The following is a 24,227-nucleotide window of genomic DNA, read 5'->3' as shown; positions in this document are numbered from 1 at the left end:
CAGCGGCATGGCGACGCGCCATGCCGCAGGCGTCGTCCAGCTACGCACGTATTGAAGTACCGCGGAGCACCAGAGGTTCGACAGACATCCACCAAGAGGGAAAGCTCATGTCCACCGTACATCGCAGGCACCCCTTGTCATTTGCCATATCCATGTCATTGCTCGCCGCCGTGGCGACGTCGGCCATGGCATCGCCGCGTACGGGTGCCCAGGCGGACAACCCGGGGACGCAGGCCACCACGCCGCAAGACACGTCGGCAACATCATCGCCCGATGCCAAGAAAGCCAAGTCCAAGACCAGCAACGCCGATGCGGCCAAGAATGCAGTCACGCTGTCCACGGTCAATGTCTCCGGCGTGCGCGCATCGCAGATGCGCGCGATCGACCTGAAGCGCACCGCCCAGGATATCCAGGACAGCATCACGGCGGAAAACATCGGCGCCCTGCCCGACGTGACCATCACCGACTCGCTGCAGCGCGTCACCGGCGTGCAGATCAACCGCGATGCCGGCGTGGGCACCTCGGTGGACGTGCGCGGCCTGCCGCAGGTCGGCACCATGCTGAACGGCGAGGTGTTCATCACGGCGGACCAGATCGACTCGCAGCAGCCCGACTTCACCATGCTGCCGTCAACACTGTTCCACGGCGTGGACGTGGTCAAATCGTCCACGGCCAACGAGACCGACGGCGGCATCAGCGGGGCGATCGACCTGCACACCTACCGCCCCTGGGACCTGCCCAGCGGCTTCACCTACAGCTATTCCACCAATGGCGAACGCGGCAGCACCACCGACCGCTGGGGTCCCGAGGCCAACGGCCTGATCTCGTACAACGACAATGGCAAGTGGGGCCTGCTGATTTCCGCCGACTTCTCCAACACCACGCGCGAGAACTCCACCGAGGGCCTCGACCAGTACGGCGTGGTGCTGAACGGCGAGAACGCGGCCAGCGCAGGCGGCTACAACGGCTTCCTGACACCGTGGAACGGCGCGCCCATCCCGTCGCAGATCCGCCAGAACGCCGACGGCAGCGTGGACGTCAATGGCGACGGCAAATCCAACGGCGTGTTCATGGGCAGCCAGGACATCAGCCTCTACGACACCATCACCCAGCGCAAGCGCAAGTCCGGCAACATGTCGTTCCAGGCGGATCTCGGCAACGGCTTCAGCCTGACCAGCGACTACTTCTACTCGCAGCAGCGCGAGTGGGACACCAATGTCGGCATCCAGTTCAACTCCACCAACTGGCAGGGTGCGACCTACGTGCCGCTGCAATCGCGAAATACTGGCAGCCCTGCCCTCGGTTCCTACGGCACACCCGAGCCCGGCTGGAACGGCATGCAGATGTTCACCACGCAGGTGTACGAAAAGTGGCCGGGCGACGTGGAGTCGTTCTCGCAGATCACGCAGAAGAGTTCCAACGCGAAGAACTTCAACCTGCAACTGGACTACGACAACGGCGGTTCCTTCACCGGCAGCCTGCGCGGCATCCACGACACGGCATTCCAGTCGAATGTCGAAACCGACCTCAACATTTCCGACTCCGACGGCGCGCTGTGGCCCAACGTGTTGAATGACGGCGTCTCCGTGCCGGCCGGCACGATGGTCTACCCGTCGCAACTGGGCGGCGACCGCGTGTTCAATGCCAATGGCGTGCCGCAGAACACGGTACCGATCATCGCGAATTTCGGGGGCCGCTATCTTACGGTCAGCATGCCCCAGTCGCTGGCCAGCGATTTTGCCAATCCCTCCGGCTGGACGATGAAGACGCTGGAATCCTCCGGCAACTACGACCGCCAGGTGAGCCTCAACGCGCTGCGCTTCGACGGCAAGTACGACTTCCAGGATGGCTTCCAGCTCGAGTTCGGCGTGCGCGACAGCGTCCGCAGCGCCTACAACATCGGCTGGACGCTGGAAACGCCGGTCTATGCCGGCATGGGGGCCAGCGACCCGAACGGGTGCCTGGTGCGTTACGTCGGCGCCGACGTGGTGATGGACAGCGGCTCGTGCACCGCGGGCAACGCGGAGGGCTACTACCGCGCCGGGCCGCTGTCCGCGATCTCGATGCCGAAGACTGCGGCGCCGCTGTCGGGCAACTGGCAGCAATACACCAACCTGCTCGGCTCGGGCATCAATTTCTGGGCGGTCAACCCGAACGCGCTGATCAACCCCGTTTCCTATTGGAAATCGCTCTACCCCGACACCATCATCGCGGACGATCCGAGCACCACCTGGGGCGTGGGCCTGCGCGAACTGACCGGCTATCTGCAAGGCGATTTCAGCGGCACCTGGGGTGACATGCCCTATAGCGGCAACGTCGGCGTGCGCATGATCCACTCCGACCTGAACGTGACCCAGCACCTGGTCGGCGCCCCGGGTTCCTACGGCGACGTGGCTGCCCCCGCCGGCACCTCCATCACCAACCGCAGCTACCAGGACGTGTTGCCGTCGGCCAACTTCTCGCTGGATATCACCGACAGCCTGAAGTTCCGCCTGGCCTATTCCAAGAACATGATGCCGCTCGACCTCAGCCAGTGGGGCGGCGGCCTGCAGCTGAACTACTCGCTGATGGAAACGCCGCAAGGCCCGATCTTCCGCGTCGCGAACGGCACCTCCACCGGCAACCCGGATCTCAATCCGTGGCGCTCCACCAACTACGGCGCATCGCTGGAGTACTACATCAATCCCACCAGCATGGTCAGCCTCGCGCTGTTCCGCATCGACATGGAGAGCTTCATCAAGGACGGCAACGTGACCAACTGCACCTTCCCGGACGAGGACGGCGTGGTGCGCGACCATTGCATCGTGATCACCGAACCCGTGCAGGGGTCCGGCAACAGCATCCACGGCGCGGAGTTCGATTACCGCCAGGGCTTCACCTTCCTGCCGGGCATCCTGTCCAAGACAGGCATGGAAGTGAACGCCACCTACGCACCCAGCAACTCGGGCGAAAGGGACTTGTCTGGCGCCAAGATCCCGTTCCAGGACAACTCCACCAAGTCCGGCAACTTCATCCTGTGGTACCAGGACGACCGCTTCCAGGCCCGCGTCGCTTACAACTACCGCTCGCGCCGCGCCGTGGAAGACAGCGTGGGCGGCATCACCGGCATGGAGATGTACGAAGCGCCGCAGAAGTACCTCGATGCGTCGGTGTCGTACAAGCTCAGCAAGTACGCCGAAATCTTCCTGGACGGCACCAATCTCACCAACGAGTACCAGCACTACTATCTCGTGTGGCCTGACCAGCCGGCGCATTCGAATTTCTCCGAGCGCATGTTCATGTTCGGCATACGTGGGCAATGGTGATCCGGGCAGTTCCCCTCGCTGCCCGGGTCTTGCTCCCCTCTCCCGCCTGCGGGAGAGGGGGTGGGGGAGAGGGTTCGGACTTGCTTCGACATTTCGCTCCGCCCGAACCCTCTCCCGCCCTTCGGGCACCCCCTCCCGCAAGCGGGAGAGGGACTCGCTAGGCAAGGTTCGACGAACAACTCAAAACAACCAAGGCCACCATGCAGGATTCCAGCGCGCCCCAGCCCGTCCGCGACAACGCCTTCCATCGCTCCATCGGCCTGTTCTCGGGAACGGCGATCAACATGACGCAGATGTGCGGCATCGGGCCGTTCATCACCATCCCGATCATGGTCGCCACCATGGGCGGCCCGCAGGCGGTGATCGGCTGGATCGCCGGAGCCATCCTCGCGGTGGCCGACGGCATGGTCTGGGCGGAACTCGGCGCCGCCATGCCGGGTTCCGGCGGTACCTACGTCTACCTTCGCGAAGCCTTCCAGTACCGCACCGGCAAGCTGATGCCGTTCCTGTTCATCTGGACGGTGCTGCTGACGATCCCGCTGCTGATGTCGACCGGCATCATCGGAATGGTCGAGTACCTGGAATATTTCTTCCCGCGCCTGGGCTGGTGGCCGGTGCATCTGGTCAGCCTGGCGGCGACCGGGCTCGTCACCTGGCTGCTGTACCGGCGGATCGAATCGATCCGCGCGATCACCATCGCGCTGTGGGTGATCATGCTGGTATCCGTCATCGGCGTGTCGGCGGCGGGTTTCTCGGACTTCCATGCGGGCTACGCCTTCAGCTATCCCGCCGGCGTGTTCGGCAGCCACTTCTTCGTGGGTCTGGGCGCGGGGCTCATCCTCGGCATCTACGATTACCTCGGCTACTTCACCACCGCATACATGGGCGACGAGCTGCGCAATCCGGGCCGCACGATGCCCGGCTCCATCATCATCTCGGTGATCGCGATGATGATCGTCTACCTCATCCTCAACATCAGCGTGCTTGGCGTGGCACCGTGGCAGGAGATCGCCCGATCCCAATCCGTGGCCTCGCTGGTGGTGGAGCGCAGCTGGGGGCATCTGGCCGCCTCGGGCATGACCATCCTCATCATCGTGACGGCGTTCGCCTCGGTCTTTGCCGGTCTCCTTGGTGGCTCGCGCGTGCCGTTCCAGGCAGCGCACGAGAAGGTGTTCCTGTCGGTGTTCGGCAAGCTGCACGCGAAGCACGGTTTTCCGCACGTGGCCCTGCTGACGATGGGCGTGGTGACGGCCATCGGCACGTTCTTCGACCTCACCGAAGTCATCAACATGCTGCTGGCCGCAACCATCATCGTGCAGTCGATCGCGCAGATCGCCGCGCTGGTGGTGCTGCGCAGGCGCCAGCCGGCACTGCGGCGGCCGTACAGGCAATGGCTGTACCCGGTGCCGTGCGTGATTGCCCTGCTGGGCTGGGTCTACGTGTACGTCTCGGCGTCCGCCTTGTCGCTGATCCTGTCTGGCGCGTGGATCGTCGCCGGACTGGTGGTGTTCGCGATCTGGGCCAGGGTCAACCGGTCCTGGCCGTTTGCGCCGGTGGAAATCCGCGAAGCCTATCTCGGGAGCGACTGACTCCATGCGAATCCTGGCCAAACCCCTGTTCCTGGCGATGCTGCTGGTGGCATCGACGGCGATACCGCTTGCTCGCGCCGGGGCCGCCTTCGCGCCCACGCGGGTGGACGGCAGCGCGGGCTCCACGACCGCCGTGGCCCGATGGCAGATCCAGGCCAGCGACAAGGCGCAGCAAGGTGGCGCCGAGATTTCCGCCGCGGGTTTCTCCACCCGGGGCTGGTACCCGGTGAGTGGTCGCGCGACAGTGATGGCTGGGCTGCTGGAGAACGGTGCCTACAAGGATGTGTTCTACAGCGACAACCTGCGGGCGGTGCAGGTGCCCGACGCCAGCGGCAACCTGTTCGTGAATCCCTGGTGGTACCGCACCGAATTCACCCTTGCCGAAGGAGCACGGGGACTGCACACGCTGCTCCGAACCAACGGCATGATCGCGAGCGCCGACGTGTGGGTGAACGGCCACCAGGTTGCCGGTCACGGCGACATCGCCGGCGCCTACCCCGTGCACGAGCTCGACGTGACGCGCTGGGTGCATGCGGGCACCAACATCCTCGCGCTGCGCGTGCATCCGGGCGACCCGAGAAAGAGTCTCTCGATAGGCTGGGTCGACTGGAACCCGACGCCACCTGACAACAACATGGGTCCGTGGCGGGGCGTGGACGTCGTGCGGACGGGAGCGGTCGAACTACGTTTCCCGCAGGTGATGCCGGCGCTGTCGCTGCCCGATCTCGCGCATGCCGCGCTGACCGTGAAAGTGCAGGCGCGCAACCTCGACACGATGGCGCACGAGGCAACGATCACGGGCGAGGTGGCCGGCGTTTCGCTGCGACAGACGATCCATCTTGCGCCCGGCCAGACGCAGACCGTGTCGTTCTCGCCCGGCACCGACCCGGGCCTCGACCTCAGCCATCCGAAGATCTGGTGGCCGGCCGGCATGGGGGCGCATCCGCTGTACCCGCTTGAGATGAGCGCTCTTGTCGATGGCGCGATTTCCGACAAGGCCAGCGCCACATTCGGCATACGCAGCGTCAGTTCGAATCTCACCAGACAGGGCTACCGCCAGTTCTTCGTCAACGGCAAGCCGGTCCTGATCCGTGGCGCGGGCTGGGCGCCGGACATGTTCCTGCGTGACGATCCCCGGCGCATGGAGGCCGAGTTCAGCTACATCCGCAACCTCGGGCTCAACGCCATCCGCAGCGAGGGCAAGCTGGAAGACACGCGCTTCTACGACCTTGCCGACCGCGACGGCATCATGATCCTGGCCGGCTGGGAGTGTTGTGACAAATGGGAGTCGGCGGCGAAGACGGGCGGCGCACCATGGGACGCATCGGACGAGCAGGTAGCCAAGGACTCCATGGCTAGCGAAGCACGCCTGCTGCGCAACCACCCGTCGGTGATCGGCTTCCTGATCGGCAGCGACAATGCGCCACCGCCAGCCGTCGCGAAGATGTATGTCGACACCCTGCATGCCGAAGACTGGACGATGCCGATCATTGCCGCGGCATCGGACCAGGCCACGGCCGAGACCGGGCCATCCGGCATGAAGATGGCCGGACCCTATGCATGGGTTCCGCCGGCATACTGGTACGCCGACAAGCTTGGCGGGGCGTTCGGCTTCGATTCCGAGGTCAGCGCAGGTGCCGACATCCCGCGGCTGGAAGACCTGGTCCACATGCTCTCGCCGCAGGAGCAGCAAGCCCTGTGGATGTACCCGCAGACGCGGCAGTACCACGCCTCCGCGGCCTGGTCGCCGTTCGCGAGCATCGCACCGTTCGACACGGCGCTGGCCCGGCGCTACGGCGCCCCCCGCAGCCTCGCGGACTACGTTGCCAAGGCCCAGCTCGAAAACTACGACAACGTCCGCGCGCAGTTCGAGGCGTTCAACGCGCACATGGGCGCGGCGAACCCCTCGACCGGCGTGATCTACTGGATGCTCAACAACGCCTGGCCTTCGCTGCACTGGCACCTGTACGACTACTTCCTGAATCCGGCCGGCGCCTACTTCGGCGCCAAGAAGGCCAACGAACCGTTGCACATCCAGTACTCGTACGACACGCGCGCGGTCATGCTGGTCAACCAGACGTCCACCGCCGAACGCGGCCTGCAGGCACACATACGCGTACGCAACCTGGACGGCAGCGTGCGCTACGAGCAACGCTTGCGGGACATCGATCTCGCCGGCAACGGCACGCGGCAACTGGCGACGTTGCCGACACCGGCCGGCTTGTCGCGCACCTATTTCGTCGAGCTCGAACTCGCCTCCGCCGACGGCCAGCCGGTCAGCCGGAACGTGTATTGGCTCTCCACCCAGGCCGACGAGCTCGACTGGGCGCATTCGAACTGGTATCTCACGCCGGTGACGCGATACGGGGACCTGACCGCGCTGCAGTCCTTGCCGGCCGCCGCGAACGAGGTCCGTGCGACGATGCGGCGCGAGGGCAGCGAAAGCGTCGTCACGGTCGCGCTGGCGGTACCTGCTTCATCCAGGGCCCCGGGGTTGTTCCAGCACGTGTCGATCAGGCGTGCCGCACATGGCGATCTCGTGCTGCCGGTCCTGTGGAGTGACAATGACGTCACGTTGTGGCCGGGCGAGTCGCTTACCCTCACCGCACATTACGGTGCGCAGGACACGACGCCGCCGGTCATCGAAGTGGGCGGCTGGAACGTTCCGACCTGGAGCGTCCCGGTCACCATCGAGAACCCGTCCGGCGCCTTGCAGGGAACGAATCATTGAAGACGGCCAGACTTACATGACGCGCGTGACCATCGACGACGTCGCCCGCACGGCGGGCACGTCGACCAAGACCGTTTCGCGGGTGCTCAACAACGAGCCGAACGTGCGCGAGTCCATGCGCCAGCGCGTCCTGTCCGCCATCGCGGCGCTCAACTACCGGCCGCTCACCTCGGCGCGTAGCCTGGCCACCAGTCGCTCCTTCATGATCGGCCTGCTGTACGACAACCTTTCGCCCAGCTATATCATGGAGGTGCAGGCCGGCGTGCTGGAGGCGTGCGAGGCGCAGCACTACAGCATGATGGTGCAGCCGCTGGTCTCGGCGTCGCCGGACTTCGTCGAACGGATCGACGACATCCTGTCGCGCCACCAGCCCGATGGGCTGATCCTCACGCCGCCGATCACCGATCATCCGCGGTTGCTGGAACATCTGCGCAAGAGCGGCCTGCCGTTTGCCTCGATCGCGCCGCACCACCCCAAGGACTGCATCGGCGTGATGCTGCGCGAACGCGAAGCTGCCGCGGCAATGGTGGACCACCTGGTGTCGCTCGGCCATCGTCGCATCGCCCATATCCTTGGCGATCCCAAGCATGGCGCGGGTATCTGGCGCCTGGCGGGTTTTCGCGATGGCCTCAGGCGTGCCGGACTTGAAGAGGACCCGGCGTACATGGTCCAGGGCCGGTTTTCCTTCGAGTCGGGCGTGGCGGCCATGCGCCAGCTGCTGGCATTGCCACAGCGGCCAACCGCCATCTTCGCCGCCGACGACGACATGGCCGTCGGTGCGATCTGGGCCGCGGCGGAAGCCGGAATGTCGGTTCCCGGAGATGTTTCCATCTGCGGATTCGATGACACCACGATCGCAACACAGGTGTGGCCGCCCCTGACCACCATCCACCAGCCCGTGCGCGAGATGGGCCGGCGGGCCACCGAAGAACTGCTGCTGCGCGTGCTCGGCAAGGGGGACGCCAGGATGGTCGAGGTCGGCTACGAAATGCGCATCCGCGCCTCGACCGCGCCCACGTCATAGCCCGGGCCGCGTACCATTCGCCGGGCACCCTGCGGGGCCGCTTCCCGCAGTCCACAGTACCGATCCAGAGGAGAGTGCCCGCATGCCTGCCGCACCCGACGCCACGAAGCCGCCCCGGAAATTCCACTTCATCTCCGGGTTGCCGCGCTCGGGCAGCACGCTGCTGGCGGCCATCCTCAACCAGAACCCGCGCTTCCGCGCGGGCATGACCAGTCCGCTGGCCGACATCATGGGTGTGGTGATCGCGGAGGCGAGCAGCAAGAACGATTTTTCGTTCGACGTTTCCGACGAGCAGCGCGTCGCCATGCTGCGCGGCCTGGTCGAGAACTTCTATGCGGGGCACGCGGGCGGCGACGCCGGCATCGTGTTCGACACCAGCCGGCTGTGGTGCAGCCGGATGCAGCTGCTCGACATGCTGTTCCCGGAGGCGAAGGTCATCGCCTGCGTGCGCCAGTTGTCCTGGGTGCTGGACAGCATGGAGCGGCTGGTGCGCCGGCAACCGGTCGGCGTCAGCAAGGTGTTCCGCTTCGACACCAACACCACGGTGTACTCCCGCGTCGAGGCACTGACCGACCCGCGCGGCATGGTGGGCTTCGCCTTCCAGGCCACCAAAGATGCGTTCTACGGCCAATATGCCCCGGGCCACCTGCTGGTGCTGACCTACGAAAGCCTGGTGCGCAACCCGTCCGCGGCCATGCGAGCGGTCTACCAGTTCATCGGCGAACCCTGGTTCGAACACGACTTCGAGCACATCGCCTACACCGCGGACGAGTTCGACGCCCGGGTCGGCATGCCCGGCCTGCATACCGTGCGTCCTAAGGTGGAGCCGATCGAGCGCACATCCATCCTGCCACGCGAGATCTTCGGCCGCTTCATGAACGAGTCGTTCTGGATGGACCCGAAGAACAACGTCAGCCAGGTGCCTATCGTGTAGGCGCTCGCCGGGAAGTCTCCAACAGCCCGATGGCAATGTGATCGACGGCTGCCGCGGTCTGGCTGGATACGGAGCGGGTTGGCGTACCCGACAACATTCGCTGATCCCGCGCTGCCGCGGCCGGCGGAGCAGCAACGCCATCGTGGAACACTGCGTGCGACACCTGGCCGTCATCGACGACCGGAATCGCCTGGTTCAGAAGTGCCGGCAGCCCGGCCTGTTCCGATCACGACGGCCGGCGCACCCCCGAGACTGTCGTCCGCGCTCAGCGCCCGAAGTGGATTTCCTCGCCTTCGTGGTCGCGGTCCCAGCCGCGCAGTTCGTCGCGGATATGGGCGATGCGCTGGCGGCCGAGCGCGTTGCGTTCCTCGTCCAGCACCTGGCCGTCCAGGAGTTCCGCCATGCGTTGCGCGGTGGGCAGCATGGTGTCCCACGCGTCGAGTGCGGGCAGCGGCGCGGGCAGCGTCATGAAGAAGCTGAGGCCGGGCGTGCGCAATGCGTCGAGCCGGGACAGGTCGAAGCTGCCTGGCTTGAGCATGTTGGCGACGCTGAAGATCGGGCCGAGCTCGCGCTTGCCGTCGACGAGACGGTGGTAGATGCCCATGTCACCGAATTCGAGGCCGGCCTTCTCGGCCGCCACGATCAGGTCGGAACCGTTGAAGTGGCTGCCTTCACGCGCCATCACGAACAGGGTGACGATGCGCTCCACCGCGACCTGCGGCGGACGGCGGCCGAGATCGGAACGCGGCGGCATGCGGGATGCCTGCGGCGCGGGCGCAGCTGCAGCCGGTGCAGGCGCTGGTGCCGGACCCGGCGCCGGAGCAGCCGGTGTCGCTGCCGCCGGCGGAGGCGACGACGGCGCGCGCAATGCATCGACGATCGAGGCAGCCTGCCCTGCCAACTTGCCGCGCGACAGCGGTGCGTTGCGTTCGCCGGCGAGCGTGGCGCCAAGGCGTTCGAGTTCCTCGCGCAGGCCTACATCCAGCTCGCCCTGCTGCGGCGGCGGTTCGTCAGCCAGATCATGGTCGGTGGCGCTGAAGGAAAGGCCGTCTTCGTCGCCGGGTTCGCCCAGCGTGGGTTCACGGCGCTCGCCGCCATGCGTGCCCTGTCCGGCCGGTGCACGCCGCCTGCCTTGCTGCTCCTTCTTCGGCTTGCCGAACAGCCAGATCAGGGCGAGCACGACCACGCCGACGATCAGCAGCGGTATGCCGACCGCCGGATTCCAGGCAAGGGCAAGCACGGGTTGCAGCGTCATCATCGGTTCCTCGTGTAGTTCGAGCACCACCCACAGGCGGTTTTCGAATCCGCGAACCCGGCAGTCGTCCGGGTTCGCTCCTCAATGCATGCCAGCGCGCCGGCGACGGCTCAGGCGGTGCCCGCCAGTTTAGCCGCTTCGGCCAGGTCCACCTGCACCAGGCGCGACACGCCGGGTTCGCGCATGGTCACGCCGCACAGCTGGCTGGCTGCCTCCATGGTGGCCTTGTTGTGGCTGATGAAGATGAACTGCACCCGTTCGCTCATCTCGCGCACCATGCTGGAGAAGCGGCCCACGTTCGCTTCGTCCAGCGGCGCGTCCACCTCGTCGAGCAGGCAGAACGGCGCGGGGTTGAGGTTGAAGATGGCGAACACCAGCGCCACCGCGGTGAGCGCCTTCTCGCCGCCGGAGAGCAGCGAGATGTTGGACGGGCGCTTGCCGGGCGGACGCGCCATGATCGCCACGCCGGTGTCGAGCAGGTCGTCGCCGGTGAGTTCGAGGTAGGCATGGCCGCCGCCGAACAGGCGCGGGAACAGTTCCTGCACGCCGGCGTTGACCTTGTCGAAGGTTTCCTTGAAGCGCGCGCGCGTCTCGCGGTCGATCTTCTTGATCGCACCCTCCAGCGTTTCCATCGCACTGGTGAGGTCGGCGATCTGGTTGTCGAGGTAGACCTTGCGCTCACTCTGTTCGGCGTGTTCCTGGATCGCGGCGAGGTTGACCGGTTCCAGCCGCACGATCTTCTGGGCGAGCTCGGCCAGCTGCTGCTTCCACTGCGACGCGTCCACGTCCTCGGCCAGTTCGGCGAGCAGGGTTTCCAGCTCCAGCCCGGAGGCGGCGATCGCCTCGGCCAGCTGTTCGGCACGCAGTTGCAATGCCTGAGCGGCGAGGCGCTTCTCGGACAGGCTTTCGCGCAGGCTGGCCAGGCCCTGCTCGGCGAGGTGGCGGCGCTGCTCCAGCTGGCGGAAGGCGATGTCGCATTCCTCCAGCGCACGGCGCGCCTCGACCAACTGCTTGTCCACCAGCAGGCGCTGGTCGAGATAGGTCTGCCGTTCGGCCTCGAGTTCGGCGATGGGGTCGGAACCGGCGGCGAGCTGCTCGGCGATCTCGCCGCGGCGCGCCTCGATCTGCCGCAGCTGGTTCTCCATGCGCGCCAGCGACTGTTCCAGCGAGGTGAGCGAGGAACGCTTGGATTCCAGCGACAGCGCCAGCGCGTGTGCCTGGTCGGCCGCCTCGCGCGCGTTCATGCGCGCTTCCTCGCGGGTTTCCAGCAGGGCGCGGCGTTCGTTTTCCAGTTCGCGGCGCTGGTCTTCGAGGTCGCCCATGTGGCCGACCGATTCATCCAATCGGGCACGGGCTTCGCGCGTCTGCGCCTGCAATTCGTCGAGCTGTTCGACCAGGGTGGACAGTTCGCCGGCGACCTTCTCGCCACGGGCGCGGGCGGTTTCCAGCTTGCCGCGATGGCTCTGCAGCTGGCCGGCCAGTTCGCTCTGGCGACGATGCGCGTTGTACAGCTCGCGCTGGGTGTCGTCGCGGGCGCGTTCGGCCTCGAACTTGCGCGTGCGCAGGTCGTCGAGCTGCGCGGTGCATTCCTCGATACGTGCTTCCAGCGCGGCGACCTGTTCGGCCAGCATGCGGATCTCGCGCTCGCGTGCCAGCACGCCGACCTGGTTGCCTTGCGCACGTCGCACGCGCGCCCAGCCCGGGCCCAGCCATTCGCCGCCACGGGTGATCACCGACTGGTACGGCGCCAGCGCGGACAGGCCACTCACACGCTGATGCGCTTCGTCCAGTGTATCGGCGATCAATACATGGCCAAGGATGGCCATGGCCGCGGCAGGACCGCGCACGTGCGCGGCCAGCGTACCGGCGGTGTTGGCGCCGCCTTCAGCGGCATCGAGCAGGGCGACGTCGGCGTTTTCCAGCGCGCTGAAATCCGCGGCCAGCGCATGCGCGCCATCCACCAGCACGCTGTCGATGAAACCGGAGAGCACGGTTTCCACCGCGGTTTCCCAGCCGGCTTCCACCTGCAGCGCCTCGCCGAGGCGCGGCGACTTGTCCAGGCCCAGGCGGGCCAGCCACTGGCTGGCGGCGTTCTCCTCCTGGCCCAGCGCGGCATGCTGCAGCGCCTCCAGCGAGGACTGCCGGCCGCGCGCGGTCTGCAGCTGCGAGCGCGCTTCGTTGAGCGCGGACTGCAGCTGGCGTTCCTCGTCCAGCACCTTTTCGTGAGAGGTCTTGTGCTGGTCGAGCAGGCCGCCCAGCGACTCCACCTTCTCGCGCTGGGTGTCGTGCTCCAGATGCATCTGCTCGGCGGCGGCGTCCAGCGCGGCGAGGTCGGTGGCCTTCTGTTCGGCTTCCAGCGCCTCGCGGCGCCGGGCGAGGTCGATAGCCTGGCGGTCGAGGTAGTTGAGCTTGGTGCGCTCCACTTCGGCGGCGCGGTTGGATTCGCCGGCGGTGCGGGTGTGCGTGTCCCAGCGCTGCTGCCAGTCGGCGAGTTTCGTCTCGGCGCTGCGCTGGGCTTCGGCGGTGTCGTCCTGCATCTGCTGCAGGGCTTCGAGTTTCGGCTCGCCCTCGGCCAGCGCCAGGCGCAGCGTTTCGACCTGGCTGCGGTCGCCGGCGATGTGCTCGGCCAGCTCGTTGTGTTCGCGCTCGGCCTCGCCCTGCGCGCGCTGCAGGCGGTCCGCGGTTTCGCGGTTGTGGCGCACCTGCTGTTCCACGCGGGCGATTTCGGCGCCGACCTTGTAGACCTCGGCCTGCACCTCGTTAAGGTGTTCGCCGGCCCCGGTGTGGCGCTCGCGCATGGCTTCGATCTGCGCCTCGATCTCGCGCTGGCCGGCCAGCTGCTTCTCGATCTCGATCTCGGCGGCGGAAAGCCCTGCCCCCTCGCCGTCGTGCTGGCCCTTCAGCGCGCGGTATTCCAGCGCGCGCAGCTCGGCTTCCTTGCGGGTCTGCTCTTCCTTGTAGGCCTTCCAGCGCTCGGCCGCGCGCGCCTGGCGGTTGAGGTGTTCGAGCTGTTTGTCCACCTCGTCGCGCACGTCCTTCACGCGGTCGAGGTTCTCGCGGGTGGACTTGATGCGGCTCTCGGTTTCCTTGCGGCGCTCCTTGTACTTGGAGATGCCGGCGGCTTCCTCCAGGTGCGTGCGCAGTTCTTCGGGGTGCGCCTCGATGATCTGCGAGATCATGCCCTGCTCGATGATCGAGTAGCTGCGCGGGCCAAGGCCGGTGCCCAGGAACAGGTCGGTGATGTCGCGGCGGCGGCAGCGTGCGCCGTTGAGGAAGTAGAAGGACTGCCCATCGCGCGTCACCTGGCGTTTCACCGAGATCTCGGCGTACTGGCCGTACTCGCCCTGCACCGTGCCGTCGGCGTTGTCGAAGATCAGTTCGACGGTGGCCTGCCCCACCGGCTTGCGCGAGGTGGAACCGGAGAAGATCACGTCGGTGAGCGAGTCGCCGCGCAGGCGGCTGGCCGCGCTCTCGCCCATCACCCAGCGGATCGCGTCGATGATGTTGGACTTGCCGCAGCCGTTCGGACCTACCACGCCGGTCATGTTGGCCGGCAAGTGCAGGGTGGTCGGATCGACGAAGGACTTGAAGCCGGCGAGTTTGATCGTGGTCAGGCGCATGCGGTCATCGCAGGGGAATCGGAGGGCGCCCGCAAACAGGGGCGACAAGGCACTGTGCCAAAGGAGGGGCGGTGCCGCAATGCATTTCTACGTGATATTTCACTGCAGAAATGCACTACATCGTTTTGTTTATGTTTGTCTTTTTATTTTGCGTCTATCGACAACGCATGGATGCCGCGGTTCATCAGGTCGTCGAGTGTGGCGTAGATCATCCGGTGGCGCTTGATCGGCAGCACGCCGGCGAACGCGGGGCTGACGATGCGCACGTGGAAATGCCCCTTGCCCTCCCCGGCGTGGCCACGGTGCAGATGGCCCTCATCCACCACCTCCAGCTCGGTGGGCGAGAACGCGGCCGCGAGACGGGCGCGGATCTGCTCGACCATCGCCTCGCTCATGGCAGGGTCTTGCGGAACGGCTTGACGCTCACCTCGGCATAGACACCGGCGGCCACGTAGGGATCGGCAGCCGCCCAGGTCTCGGCGTCCGCCAGCGAGGCGAACTCTGCCACGATCATGCTGCCGGTGAAGCCGGCCGGGCCGGGATTCTCCGACTCGATCGCGGGAAACGGGCCGGCCAGCAGCATGCGCCCCTCATCCTGCAGCTTGTTCAGCCGTTCCAGATGCTCGGGGCGGGCGGCAAGGCGCTTGTCCAGCGAACCGGGGTGATCCTGGGCGATGATCGCAAACCACATGGGCAGGGCTCCGTTGCATTCGAAACCACAATTTTACCCGACTGTGTCGTCGGTCACGCGTTTCGCGCACTTGAAGCGGCCGCGGCAATGCCCACCATGTGTGTTTCATCACCGATGCGGTGGGGGGAGAGCCTCATGTGGACGATGTTCGTGGACGGAATTGCCGCACTACTGAACCAGCTGGCGGCGTGGCTTGATGGCAGCTACGGCCTCGCGGTGATCGCGCTCGCACTGGCCGTGCGCCTGGCGATGCTACCGATGACCCTGCAGGCCGCCGAACAGGGTTGGCGGCGCCAGCGCAAGCTGGCGGCGCTGAAGCCGCAACTGGAACGCCTGCGCGAGCGCCACGCGAAGGATCCCGCGGCGCATGCCGCCGCCATGCAGTCGCTGTACCGCGAGCACGGCATCGCCAGCGGGCTCGGCAGCGGCCTGCTCACCGCGCTGGTGCAGGCACCGATGAGCGCAGGCATCTACGCCGCGATCCGCCAGGGTGTGGCCAGCGTGGGCTCCTTCCTGTGGATACCGAAGCTGGCGCGGCCCGACCTGTGGTTGGCCCTGCTGGTGGCGGCGCTCGGCATGGTCGCGATGCTGTTCAATCCCATGCTGCCCGAGCAGGCACGCACCCTGCTGCACTGGCTGCCCGTGGCGATCTCGTTCCTCATGGTGTGGCACGTGGCCGCCGGGCTTGGGTTGTACTGGCTGGGTTCGGGCAGTGTGACCGTATTGCAGAACCTGCTGCTGCGGCAGCGCGTCCGAAGCCTGTCCGCCTGAAACGCGCAAGGCCCGCGATCGCGGGCCTTGTTGTGTCACACGCCGACGAAGAGGCTCAAGCCTCCGGCCGCATGTACGGAAACAGCAGCACGTCGCGGATCGAGGCGGAACCGGTGAGCAGCATCACCAGGCGGTCGATGCCGATGCCGAGACCGCCGGTGGGCGGCAGGCCCACTTCCAGCGCGCGGATGTAGTCGGCGTCGAAGTGCATGGCTTCGTCGTCGCCGGCATCCTTGGCTTCCACCTGGGCCTTGAAGCGGGCGGCCTGGTCTTCGGGGTCGTTGAGCTCGGAGAAGCCGTTGGCGAGCTCCTTGCCGTTGACGAACAGCTCGAAGCGGTCGGTGATGCCCTTGTCCGTATCGTTTTCGCGCGCCAGCGGCGACACCTCGACCGGGTGCTGGGTGATGAAGGTGGGCTGGATCAGGGTGTGCTCCACCGTCTTCTCGAAGATCTCCAGCAGCAGCTTGCCCCAACCGTAGCCGTCCTTGACCTGCACGCCGAGGCGCTTCGCGTGCGCAGTCATCGCCGCGCGGTCGCGCAGTTCCTCGCGCCTGATTTCCGGGTTGTGCTCCAGCACCGCGTCTTCCATCGTCCAGCGGCGGAAGGCCGGCCCGACGTCGATGGCCGCACCTTCCCAGGTCAGCGCTGTGGTGCCGATCACCTGCTGCGCCGTCTCGCGGATCACCGCCTCGGTGAGATCCATGATCTCGTTGTAGGTGGCGTAGGCCTGGTACAGCTCCAGCATGGTGAACTCGGGATTGTGCCGGGTGGACACGCCCTCGTTGCGGAAGTTGCGGTTGATCTCGTAGACGCGGTCGAAGCCGCCGACCACCAGGCGCTTCAGGTACAGCTCCGGCGCCACGCGCAGGTAGAGGTCCATGTCCAGCGCGTTGTGATGGGTGATGAAGGGCTTGGCCGTGGCGCCGCCGGGGATCACGTGCATCATCGGCGTCTCCACTTCCATGAAGCGGCGCGGCGCGGCCTCCAGCCACTGGCGGATGAAGCCGATGATGCGCGAGCGCTTCTGGAAGGTGTCGCGCGCTTCCTGGGTCACAATGAGATCGACGTAGCGCTGGCGGTAGCGCTGCTCCACGTCGGCCATGCCGTGGTGCTTGTCCGGCAGCGGGCGCAGGCTCTTGGTGAGCAGGCGCAGTGCGCCCACCTTCACCGACAGCTCGCCGGTCTTGGTGCGCATCAGCACGCCTTCGGCGCCGACGATGTCACCCATGTCCCAGCCCTTGAACGCCTCGTAGGTGTCCTCGCCCACCGTGCCCTGGTGGATGAACAGCTGGATGCGGCCAGTCATGTCCTGGATCTGCGCGAAGCTGACCTTGCCCTGCACGCGCTTCAGCACGATGCGGCCGGCGACCTTCACGCGGCGCTGTGCGGCCTCGATGGCCTCGGCGGTGTGCTTTTCCTTGTCGGCGTATTCGTCCTGCAGGTCGCCGACGAAGCTGTCGATCTTGAAATCATTCGGGAACGCGATGCCCTGCCCGCGCAACGCCGTGAGTTTCTCGCGACGCTCGGCGATCAACTTGTTCTCGTCGACAATGGGCTGGGTATCGGTGGTTTCGCTCATGGGGCTTCCGTGGTGGCCGGCGCATCCGCACCGGCTGATGCTGGGTTCGTGGTGGAATAGCTCGAAATCACCGTTCGCGCTGAGCGTAGCTTGCGACAGCAAGCGGAGTCGAAGCGCCAGGTGGCGCGGCCCTTCGACTCCGGCCCTGCGGGCCTACGCTCAGGGCGAACGGGACGCGGGTGAAAAGCCGGGACGATCAATTGTCCTTGCCGAACACTTTCTTGGTCGCGTCCTTGGTGGCGTCCCAGCCTTCCTTCGCGCCGTGGCCGACGGCGGTGCCTGCACTCTTGGCGCCATGGCCGACGGCAACGCCGGCCTTCTTCGCACCATGGCCAATGCCGGTGCCGGCCTCCTTGGCGCCGTGACCGATCTTCTTCGTGACGTCGCGGGTGGCGTGGCCCACCGTGCGCGCGCCGTTGGCGACACCGTGGCCGACGTCCTTCGCGCCCTGCTTGATGTCCTGCCCGGCGCTCTGCGCGCTGGCGCCAAACGCCGCCAGTGCGGCACAGGCAAACAGGATGCTGCAAATCTTCCTGGCATTCATGCTGGCTACCTCGTCAATGGTGGGATTCTCGGACGATTCTACGGGTCGCGGCTGAAGCCGCTCCTACAAGGCCGAGGTACCGTAGGAGCGGCTTCAGCCGCGATTCCGACCCCGTCACGCGTCGACGCGCTTGGCCCCCGCGTCCAGGCCGGATTTCAGGCTGGCCTCGATGAACTCGTCGAGGTCGCCGTCCAGCACCTTCTGCGTGTCGGAACGCTCCACGCCGGTGCGCAGGTCCTTGATGCGGCTCTGGTCGAGCACGTAGTTGCGGATCTGGCTGCCCCAGCCGATGTCGGACTTGGTCGCTTCCAGCGCGTCCTTCTCGGCGTTGCGCTTCTGCACTTCCAGCTCGTACAGCTTGGCGGCCAGCATCTTCATCGCGCGGTCGCGGTTGGCGTGCTGGCTGCGCTCGGTCTGGCAGGCCACCACCACGCCCGAGGGCATGTGGGTGATGCGCACCGCGGACTCGGTCTTGTTGACGTGCTGGCCGCCGGCGCCGGACGAGCGGTAGACGTCGGTCTTCAGGTCGGCCGGATTGATCTCGATGTCGATGTCGTCGTCGACTTCGGGCGAGACGAACACGCTGGTGAAGCTGGTGTGGCGGCGGTTGTCGGAATCGAACGGCGACTTGCGCACCAGGCGGTGCACGCCGATCTCGGTCTTCAGCCAGCCGTAGGCGTAGTCGCCTTCCACGCGGAAGGTGGCCGACTTGATGCCCGCCACTTCGCCGCCGGAGGCTTCCAGCAGCTCGGTCTTCCAGCCGCGCGATTCGGCCCAGCGCAGGTACATGCGCAGCAGCATTTCGGCCCAGTCCTGCGCCTCGGTGCCGCCGGCGCCGGCCTGGATGTCGACGAAGGCGTTCGCCGAGTCCATCTTGCCGGAGAACATGCGCTGGAACTCCAGCTTGCCGACGCGGGCTTCGAGCTTGCCCACATCGTCCGCGACCGAAGCGACGGTTTCCTCGTCGCCGTCGGCGGCGGCCATTTCCACCAACTCCCCCGCATCGGAGAGGCCGGCGGTGAGCTCATCGATGCCGGTGACCACGGTGTCGAGGCGCGCGCGTTCGCGACCCAGTTCCTGCGCACGCGGCGGGTCGTCCCACACGGTGGGGCTTTCCAGTTCACGGCTTACTTCTTCGAGGCGCTCACGCTTGGTGGCGTAGTCAAAGATACCCCCTAAGCGACTCGACGCGGGCCGTGAGGTCCGCGATCTGCGCGAGGATCGGATTGGTCTCGATCATGGATGGTCGTGTCGTGCGAATGGCCTGCCATGGTAGCAAAATTGCCGCACTGCGACAGACGTCCGATGGCGACCGGACACGCCGTCGGGGTCTACCATCAGCGACTGGTACCGCTTGCCGGAGCACCGCCATGTCCAACCGCAGCCTGAACCTCGACGACACGCTGTACGGCTACATGCTCGCGCATTCGCTGCACGAGCATCCGGAACAGATCGCCCTGCGCGAGGCGACGCGCAGCCACCCCCATGCCGGCATGCAGATCTCGCCCGAGCAGGGCCAGTTCATGGCCCTGCTGGTGAAACTGCTCGGCGCGCGCCGCACCCTCGAGATCGGCGTGTTCACCGGCTACAGCGCGCTGTCGGTGGCGCTCGCCCTTCCCGATGACGGCCGCATCCTCGCCTGCGACATCAGCGACGAGTACACCCGCGTCGGCCGGCCGTACTGGGAACGTGCCGGTGTGGCGCACAAGATCGACCTGCGGCTGGCGCCTGCATTGCAGACGCTGGACGCGGAACTGGCTGCAGGTGCGGCCGGCCGCTACGACTTCGCCTTCATCGACGCCGATAAGACCGGCTACGCCGCCTATTACGAGCGCTGCCTGCAGCTGTTGCGCCAGGGCGGCCTGATCGCGATCGACAACGTGCTGTGGGACGGCGCGGTGGCGCAGCCGGCGCGGGACGACGACACCCGCGCGCTGCAGGCACTCAACGAGCGCCTGCATGGCGACGAGCGCATCGACCTGTCCATGCTGCCGGTCGGCGACGGCCTCACGCTGGCCCGCAAGCGCTGATCCCGGCACCGGCCGGCTTCAGGTCACCGCCTGCTGGTGCACCCCGCGCACGGCGCGGCCGGAAGGATCGGCCATCGCCGCGAACGCCGGATCCCACGCCAGCGCCGCAGGCGAGGAACAGGCGATCGATTTGCCGCCCGGCACGGTGGCCGCGCAGGCTTCGCCCGGGTAGTGCTGCTCGAAGATGCGGCGGTAGAAATACGCCTCCTTGGTGGCCGGCGTGTTGAACGGGAAGCGCGCGGCGGCGGCGGCGAATTCGCGGTCGCTCACCATCTGCTCGGCATGTGCCTTCAGGCCGTCGATCCAGCCGTAGCCCACGCCGTCACTGAACTGCTCCTTCTGCCGCCAGAGGATTTCCTTGGGCAAGGCGCCATCGAAGGCCGCGCGCAGCACGTGCTTTTCGATCTTGCCGCCGCCGGCCATCTTGTGGGCGGCATCCATGCCCATCGCCGCGTCGATGAATTCAAGATCGAGGAACGGCACGCGCGCCTCCACGCCCCAGGCCATCATCGCCTTGTTCGCGCGCAGGCAGTCGTAGCTGTGCAGGGCGTCGAGCTTGCGCACGGTTTCCTCGTGGAAGGCTTCGGCCGAAGGCGCCTTGTGGAAGTACAGGTAGCCGCCGAACAGTTCGTCGGAGCCTTCTCCCGACAGCACCATCTTCACCCCCATCGCCTTGATCCGCCGTGCCAGCAGGTACATCGGCGTGGCAGCGCGGATGGTGGTGACGTCGTAGGTTTCCAGGTGGCGGATCACCTCGGGCACGGCGTCCAGGCCTTCCCAGAAGGTGTAGACGAAGCCGTGGTGCACGGTGCCCAGCGCGTCGGCGGCGATCTGCGCGGCGGCGAGGTCGGGCGAGCCTTCCAGGCCGATCGCGAAGGAATGTAGGCGCGGCCACCAGGCCTCGCTGCGGTCGCCATCCTCGATGCGCTCGCGGGCGAACCTGGCGGCACAGGCCGCGACCAGCGAGGAGTCGAGGCCGCCCGAAAGCAGCACGCCGTAGGGTACGTCGGTCATCAGCTGGCGATGCACGGCCTGCTCGAAGGCGTGGCGCAGCTCGCCCGGCGCCGGCGCATGGCCCCGCGTCGCCGCGTAGTCGCGCCACGACCTGGCGTAATAGCTGCGCAGTTCGCCGGTGGCGCTGTCGTAGACATGGCCGGGTGGGAACGTGGCCACGTCCGCGCACATGCCGGCCAGCGCCTTCATTTCCGAGGCCACGCACAGGCGGCCCTGTGCATCGTGCCCCCAGTACAGCGGGCACACGCCGATGGGGTCGCGCGCGACCAGGTAACGCTGCGCCTCACTGTCCCACAGTGCGAAGGCGAAGATGCCGTTGAGCTTCGGCAGGCCATGCTCGATGAATGCAGCGGCGCCATGCTCGCGGTAGAGGGCACTGATGACCTCGCAGTCCGAGCCGGTGGTGAAGTCGTAGCTGCTGGACTCGCGCAGCTCGCGGTGGTTGTAGATCTCGCCATTCACCGCCAGCGCCAGCGCGCCGTCGCGCGAGCGCAGCGGCTGCGCACCCGAGGCCGGATCGACGATGGCCAGGCGCTCATGCACCAGGATCACCCCGGCATCCACGAATACTCCGCTCCAGTCCGGGCCACGATGACGCTGGCGCTGCGACAGCTCCAGCGCCTGCCGGCGCAAGGCAGCCAGGTCGTCGCCCGGCTGCAGGTCGAACATTCCGAAAATCGAACACATGTTGAAAGTTCCTCGGTTGCAAACCATAAAAAAACCAAGGCCCGCACTGGGCGGGCCTTGGTCGCGTGTCTGGTGGTGTTGCTTTCAGCTACGCGCGGGCCCGCCAACGATTGGCGTTATTGTTCGCGCGATTATTGTTGGCGGCCGCCACGAAGCTCCGCGCGGCAAGCGCGGTGGCGTTCGGGAAGTTGGCGGTCGTGAAGGTCATGTGTCGACTAGAACAGAAGATCGACGGCGGCGCAAGTGACGATTCGACATGAAGGCATTCGGCCGTCCATTTGCTTGTCCGCCTTGCTTATCCGCCCTGCTTATCCCTCCACGGGCTCGGCGATCCAGCTCGCCGCCTGCTCCAGCTCGGACAACCCAAACAGGCGGAAATCGGCCGGCACCAGGAAGCGCGTCGCCTTGGTCGCGGTGCGCAACCACGGCACGTCGGTCACCAGCGCCACGCGATCCCAGCCACTGATGTGGCGCATGCCGAGCATGAAGTCCTCCCACATCGCGCCGGCGTCGAAGCCGGTGAAGTCCGGCGCCACCACGAACAGCATGCGCAGCTTGCGGCTAAGTGCGAACACCGCCTCCACGTCCGGCACCAGCACCTGCTCGTAATCGGCGGCGGTCACCTGGCCGTGCGCGCGGAAGCCCAGCGTGCCGGGCGGCAATCCATCGATCTGTTCAAGCATGACGGTCTCCCTGACGGACGGGCGACCAGTGTGGCGCGCAGGCCGTGAACACGGTGCGAGTTCACATGGGTTCTTCGATGTGCCGCAACAGCAGGCGCGGCGACTCGCGCCCCTGCCAGTCATTGACGACCAGCTCGTAGACCGCGCGCAGGCGCGACGGTGGCGCAGTGGTGCCGACGTTGAACATCACCGCGTCGTGAATGCTGCCGTCGCGCGGGTCGCGCAGGCCGAGTCGCCAGTGGCCCTCGCCCATCGGCTTCCAGTGCGCGCATTCGAACAGGTTGTCGAACAACGGTTCGGGGAAGGCCTGGCCCCACGGACCGGCGTTGCGCAGCTGCAACGCCAATTCCAGCGACAGGCTGCCGGCAGGGAGTTCACCATCGGTATAGAGCGCAGCCTGCAGGCGTTCCGGCGCGATCAGTTCACGCGCGGCAGCATCGAAGGCCGCGGCGAAGCGCGGGAAATCGACGGCGCGCAGACTCAATCCCGCCGCCATTGCATGTCCGCCGAAGCGCTCGATCAGGCCGGGTTGGCGCGCATCGATCATCGCCAGAGCGTCGCGCAGGTGAAAACCGGGGATCGAGCGGCCGGAACCACGGAGGTGTTCCAGATCGTCTTCGCTGGCCGGAGCGAAGGAAATCACCGGGCGATGCAGGCGCTCCTTCAATTTGGAAGCCACCAGCCCCACCACGCCCGCATGCCACGATGGCTCGTACAGCGCCACGCCCACCGAGTCGATGTCGCGCAAGCCAGCTGTCATCACTTCCGCCTCGGCCACCATCGAGGCCTGCAGGTCGCGGCGCTCGCGGTTGATCGTATCGAGCTCACCGGCGTAACGGCGTGCCTGCGCGGCGTCATCGATGAGCAGGCATTCCACGCCGAGCTGCATGTCTTCCAGCCGCCCTGCCGCGTTGAGCCGCGGCCCCACGGCGAAACCGAGATCGCTGGCACACAGGGTGGCCATACTGCGTTTGCCGCATTCGACCAGTGCGGCGATACCAGCGCAGGCACGACCGCTGCGGATGCGTCGCAGCCCCGCTTCCACCAGCACACGGTTGTTGAAGTCCAAAGGCACCAAGTCGGCCACCGTGCCTAGCGCAACAAGGTCGAGCAAGACAGAAAGATCAGGCGCCTCCGCGGCAAACATGCCCTGCCCGCGCAACTTCGCACGCAGCGCCAGCAGCAGGTAGAACATCACCCCCACGCCAGCCAGCGCCTTGCTCGGAAACCCGTCCCCAGCAAGGTTCGGGTTCACCATCGCATCGCAATCCGGCAACTGTTCGCCGGGCAAGTGATGGTCGGTGACGATCACCCGCATGCCGAGCTCGCGCGCCCGCGCCACGCCGGCCACGCTGGCCACGCCGTTGTCCACGGTGACGATCAGTTGCGGGCATGGCTGCAGCGAATCGACCAGTGCGGGCGTGAGGCCGTAGCCATGCACGAAGCGGTTGGGCACGGCATAACCCACGTGCTTCGCACCCAGCATGCGCAGGCCGCGCACGGCCACGGCCGTGCCAGTGGCGCCGTCGCAGTCGTAATCGCCTGCGATGAGAATGGACCAATCGCCACGGATCGCTTCGGCCAGCAGCTCGGTGGCAGCATCCAGGCCGCCCAGCGACTGCGGCGGCAACAGGCGCTGCAGGCGGTGCGCCACGCCATCCGGTTGCAGCACGCCGCGCGCTGCGTAGATGCGCTGCAGTACCGGATGCACGGCAGCGTCCCAGCCGGATGGCTCGCCCTGCAGCTCGCGCCGCCGCAGCTCCATCGTGT

At 66.6% G+C, this 24,227-nt stretch carries 17 protein-coding genes; 7 read left to right on the top strand and 10 right to left on the bottom strand.

The genetic code is table 11. The features are described from left to right. Positions 1–185 precede the first annotated feature (185 nt). The 5 genes from ABQJ54_RS01015 (at position 186) to ABQJ54_RS00995 (ending at position 9,583) form a co-directional block, all read left to right on the top strand. Positions 186–3,305 (top strand): TonB-dependent receptor, encoded by a 3,120-nt coding sequence (locus tag ABQJ54_RS01015; RefSeq protein ID WP_367852420.1) that lies wholly within the window; start codon positions 186–188, stop codon positions 3,303–3,305. 200 nt (positions 3,306–3,505) lie between these two features. Further along, on the top strand, positions 3,506–4,894 hold the full coding sequence (locus ABQJ54_RS01010; protein WP_367852419.1) for an APC family permease: 1,389 nt from the start codon (positions 3,506–3,508) through the stop codon (positions 4,892–4,894). Positions 4,895–4,898: 4 nt separating this feature from the next. Continuing rightward, positions 4,899–7,625 (top strand): glycoside hydrolase family 2 protein, encoded by a 2,727-nt coding sequence (locus ABQJ54_RS01005; protein ID WP_367852418.1) that lies wholly within the window; start codon positions 4,899–4,901, stop codon positions 7,623–7,625. 16 nt (positions 7,626–7,641) lie between these two features. Continuing rightward, positions 7,642–8,649: a LacI family DNA-binding transcriptional regulator gene (locus ABQJ54_RS01000; protein WP_367852417.1), complete on the top strand. Its 1,008-nt coding sequence runs from the start codon at positions 7,642–7,644 to the stop codon at positions 8,647–8,649. An 82-nt stretch (positions 8,650–8,731) separates the two neighbouring features. Continuing rightward, a complete protein-coding gene (locus ABQJ54_RS00995; protein WP_367852416.1) occupies positions 8,732–9,583 on the top strand; it encodes a sulfotransferase family protein in 852 nt (283 codons plus the stop codon). 265 nt (positions 9,584–9,848) lie between these two features. Here ABQJ54_RS00995 and zipA read toward each other — a convergent pair whose 3' ends face one another. From zipA to ABQJ54_RS00975, 4 genes are all read right to left on the bottom strand, one after another. Next, complete coding sequence (gene zipA / locus ABQJ54_RS00990; protein ID WP_367852415.1) at positions 9,849–10,838, bottom strand: cell division protein ZipA; 990 nt, start codon at positions 10,836–10,838, stop codon at positions 9,849–9,851. A gap of 110 nt (positions 10,839–10,948) precedes the next feature. After that, entirely contained in the window at positions 10,949–14,458 is a 3,510-nt protein-coding gene (smc, locus tag ABQJ54_RS00985) for a chromosome segregation protein SMC (protein WP_367852414.1), read from the bottom strand. Positions 14,459–14,601: 143 nt separating this feature from the next. Next, positions 14,602–14,853, bottom strand: coding sequence for a BolA family protein (locus ABQJ54_RS00980; protein ID WP_367852413.1), 252 nt, complete (start codon positions 14,851–14,853; stop codon positions 14,602–14,604). Continuing rightward, positions 14,850–15,149: a YciI family protein gene (locus ABQJ54_RS00975; protein WP_367852412.1), complete on the bottom strand. Its 300-nt coding sequence runs from the start codon at positions 15,147–15,149 to the stop codon at positions 14,850–14,852. The genes ABQJ54_RS00980 and ABQJ54_RS00975 overlap by 4 nt, the downstream gene beginning before the upstream one ends. 135 nt (positions 15,150–15,284) lie before the next feature. On the opposite strand from ABQJ54_RS00975, the gene ABQJ54_RS00970 reads away from it, so the two are divergent. Then, the gene (locus ABQJ54_RS00970; RefSeq protein WP_367852411.1) at positions 15,285–15,920 is read left to right on the top strand and encodes a YidC/Oxa1 family membrane protein insertase; all 636 of its coding nucleotides are present in this window, start codon (positions 15,285–15,287) and stop codon (positions 15,918–15,920) included. Positions 15,921–15,975: 55 nt separating this feature from the next. On the opposite strand, the gene lysS is transcribed toward ABQJ54_RS00970, so the two are convergent. The 3 genes from lysS to prfB all read right to left on the bottom strand — a co-directional run bounded on the left by lysS (position 15,976) and on the right by prfB (position 19,283). Continuing rightward, positions 15,976–17,499, bottom strand: a complete 1,524-nt coding sequence (lysS, locus tag ABQJ54_RS00965; protein WP_367852410.1) for a lysine--tRNA ligase — start codon at positions 17,497–17,499, stop codon at positions 15,976–15,978. A 196-nt stretch (positions 17,500–17,695) separates the two neighbouring features. After that, entirely contained in the window at positions 17,696–18,043 is a 348-nt protein-coding gene (locus ABQJ54_RS00960) for a hypothetical protein (protein WP_367852409.1), read from the bottom strand. Positions 18,044–18,157: 114 nt separating this feature from the next. Beyond that, positions 18,158–19,283 (bottom strand): peptide chain release factor 2 gene (gene prfB, locus ABQJ54_RS00955; RefSeq protein WP_367852408.1). Its coding sequence is split into 2 segments (ribosomal slippage): positions 18,158–19,207 and positions 19,209–19,283, totalling 1,125 coding nucleotides; the frame shifts between segments, so codons are not numbered across the junction. A gap of 130 nt (positions 19,284–19,413) precedes the next feature. On the opposite strand from prfB, the gene ABQJ54_RS00950 reads away from it, so the two are divergent. Beyond that, positions 19,414–20,073, top strand: coding sequence for a class I SAM-dependent methyltransferase (locus ABQJ54_RS00950; protein WP_367852407.1), 660 nt, complete (start codon positions 19,414–19,416; stop codon positions 20,071–20,073). Between the two features lie 18 nt (positions 20,074–20,091). Here ABQJ54_RS00950 and asnB read toward each other — a convergent pair whose 3' ends face one another. The 3 genes from asnB to recJ all read right to left on the bottom strand — a co-directional run bounded on the left by asnB (position 20,092) and on the right by recJ (position 24,222). Beyond that, positions 20,092–21,774 carry an asparagine synthase B gene (gene asnB, locus ABQJ54_RS00945; RefSeq protein ID WP_367852406.1) on the bottom strand — a complete coding sequence of 561 codons (1,683 nt, stop codon included), beginning with the start codon at positions 21,772–21,774 and terminating at the stop codon, positions 20,092–20,094. Positions 21,775–22,082: 308 nt separating this feature from the next. Continuing rightward, the gene (locus ABQJ54_RS00940) at positions 22,083–22,457 is read right to left on the bottom strand and encodes a SpoIIAA family protein (RefSeq protein WP_367852405.1); all 375 of its coding nucleotides are present in this window, start codon (positions 22,455–22,457) and stop codon (positions 22,083–22,085) included. A 61-nt stretch (positions 22,458–22,518) separates the two neighbouring features. Then, the gene (recJ, locus tag ABQJ54_RS00935) at positions 22,519–24,222 is read right to left on the bottom strand and encodes a single-stranded-DNA-specific exonuclease RecJ (RefSeq protein WP_367853540.1); all 1,704 of its coding nucleotides are present in this window, start codon (positions 24,220–24,222) and stop codon (positions 22,519–22,521) included. Between the last annotated feature and the right edge of the window lie 5 nt (positions 24,223–24,227).

Source organism: Rhodanobacter lycopersici (genome assembly GCF_040812335.1).
Classification (GTDB): Bacteria; Pseudomonadota; Gammaproteobacteria; order Xanthomonadales; family Rhodanobacteraceae; genus Rhodanobacter_A; species Rhodanobacter_A lycopersici.
Note: the sequence above shows the minus strand (reverse complement) of the source record. Positions and strands in the feature narration are given on the sequence as shown.

Bases quoted from the DNA above. Each gene is read 5' to 3' on its own strand.
- ABQJ54_RS01015 (WP_367852420.1), top strand. From the start codon at position 186: ATGGCATCGCCGCGTACGGGTGCCCAGGCGGACAACCCGGGGACGCAG.
- ABQJ54_RS01010 (WP_367852419.1), top strand. From the start codon at position 3,506: ATGCAGGATTCCAGCGCGCCCCAGCCCGTCCGCGACAACGCCTTCCAT.
- ABQJ54_RS01005 (WP_367852418.1), top strand. From the start codon at position 4,899: ATGCGAATCCTGGCCAAACCCCTGTTCCTGGCGATGCTGCTGGTGGCA.
- ABQJ54_RS01000 (WP_367852417.1), top strand. From the start codon at position 7,642: ATGACGCGCGTGACCATCGACGACGTCGCCCGCACGGCGGGCACGTCG.
- ABQJ54_RS00995 (WP_367852416.1), top strand. From the start codon at position 8,732: ATGCCTGCCGCACCCGACGCCACGAAGCCGCCCCGGAAATTCCACTTC.
- zipA (WP_367852415.1), bottom strand. From the start codon at position 10,838: ATGACGCTGCAACCCGTGCTTGCCCTTGCCTGGAATCCGGCGGTCGGC.
- smc (WP_367852414.1), bottom strand. From the start codon at position 14,458: ATGCGCCTGACCACGATCAAACTCGCCGGCTTCAAGTCCTTCGTCGAT.
- ABQJ54_RS00980 (WP_367852413.1), bottom strand. From the start codon at position 14,853: ATGAGCGAGGCGATGGTCGAGCAGATCCGCGCCCGTCTCGCGGCCGCG.
- ABQJ54_RS00975 (WP_367852412.1), bottom strand. From the start codon at position 15,149: ATGTGGTTTGCGATCATCGCCCAGGATCACCCCGGTTCGCTGGACAAG.
- ABQJ54_RS00970 (WP_367852411.1), top strand. From the start codon at position 15,285: ATGTGGACGATGTTCGTGGACGGAATTGCCGCACTACTGAACCAGCTG.
- lysS (WP_367852410.1), bottom strand. From the start codon at position 17,499: ATGAGCGAAACCACCGATACCCAGCCCATTGTCGACGAGAACAAGTTG.
- ABQJ54_RS00960 (WP_367852409.1), bottom strand. From the start codon at position 18,043: ATGAATGCCAGGAAGATTTGCAGCATCCTGTTTGCCTGTGCCGCACTG.
- ABQJ54_RS00950 (WP_367852407.1), top strand. From the start codon at position 19,414: ATGTCCAACCGCAGCCTGAACCTCGACGACACGCTGTACGGCTACATG.
- asnB (WP_367852406.1), bottom strand. From the start codon at position 21,774: ATGTGTTCGATTTTCGGAATGTTCGACCTGCAGCCGGGCGACGACCTG.
- ABQJ54_RS00940 (WP_367852405.1), bottom strand. From the start codon at position 22,457: ATGCTTGAACAGATCGATGGATTGCCGCCCGGCACGCTGGGCTTCCGC.
- recJ (WP_367853540.1), bottom strand. From the start codon at position 24,222: ATGGAGCTGCGGCGGCGCGAGCTGCAGGGCGAGCCATCCGGCTGGGAC.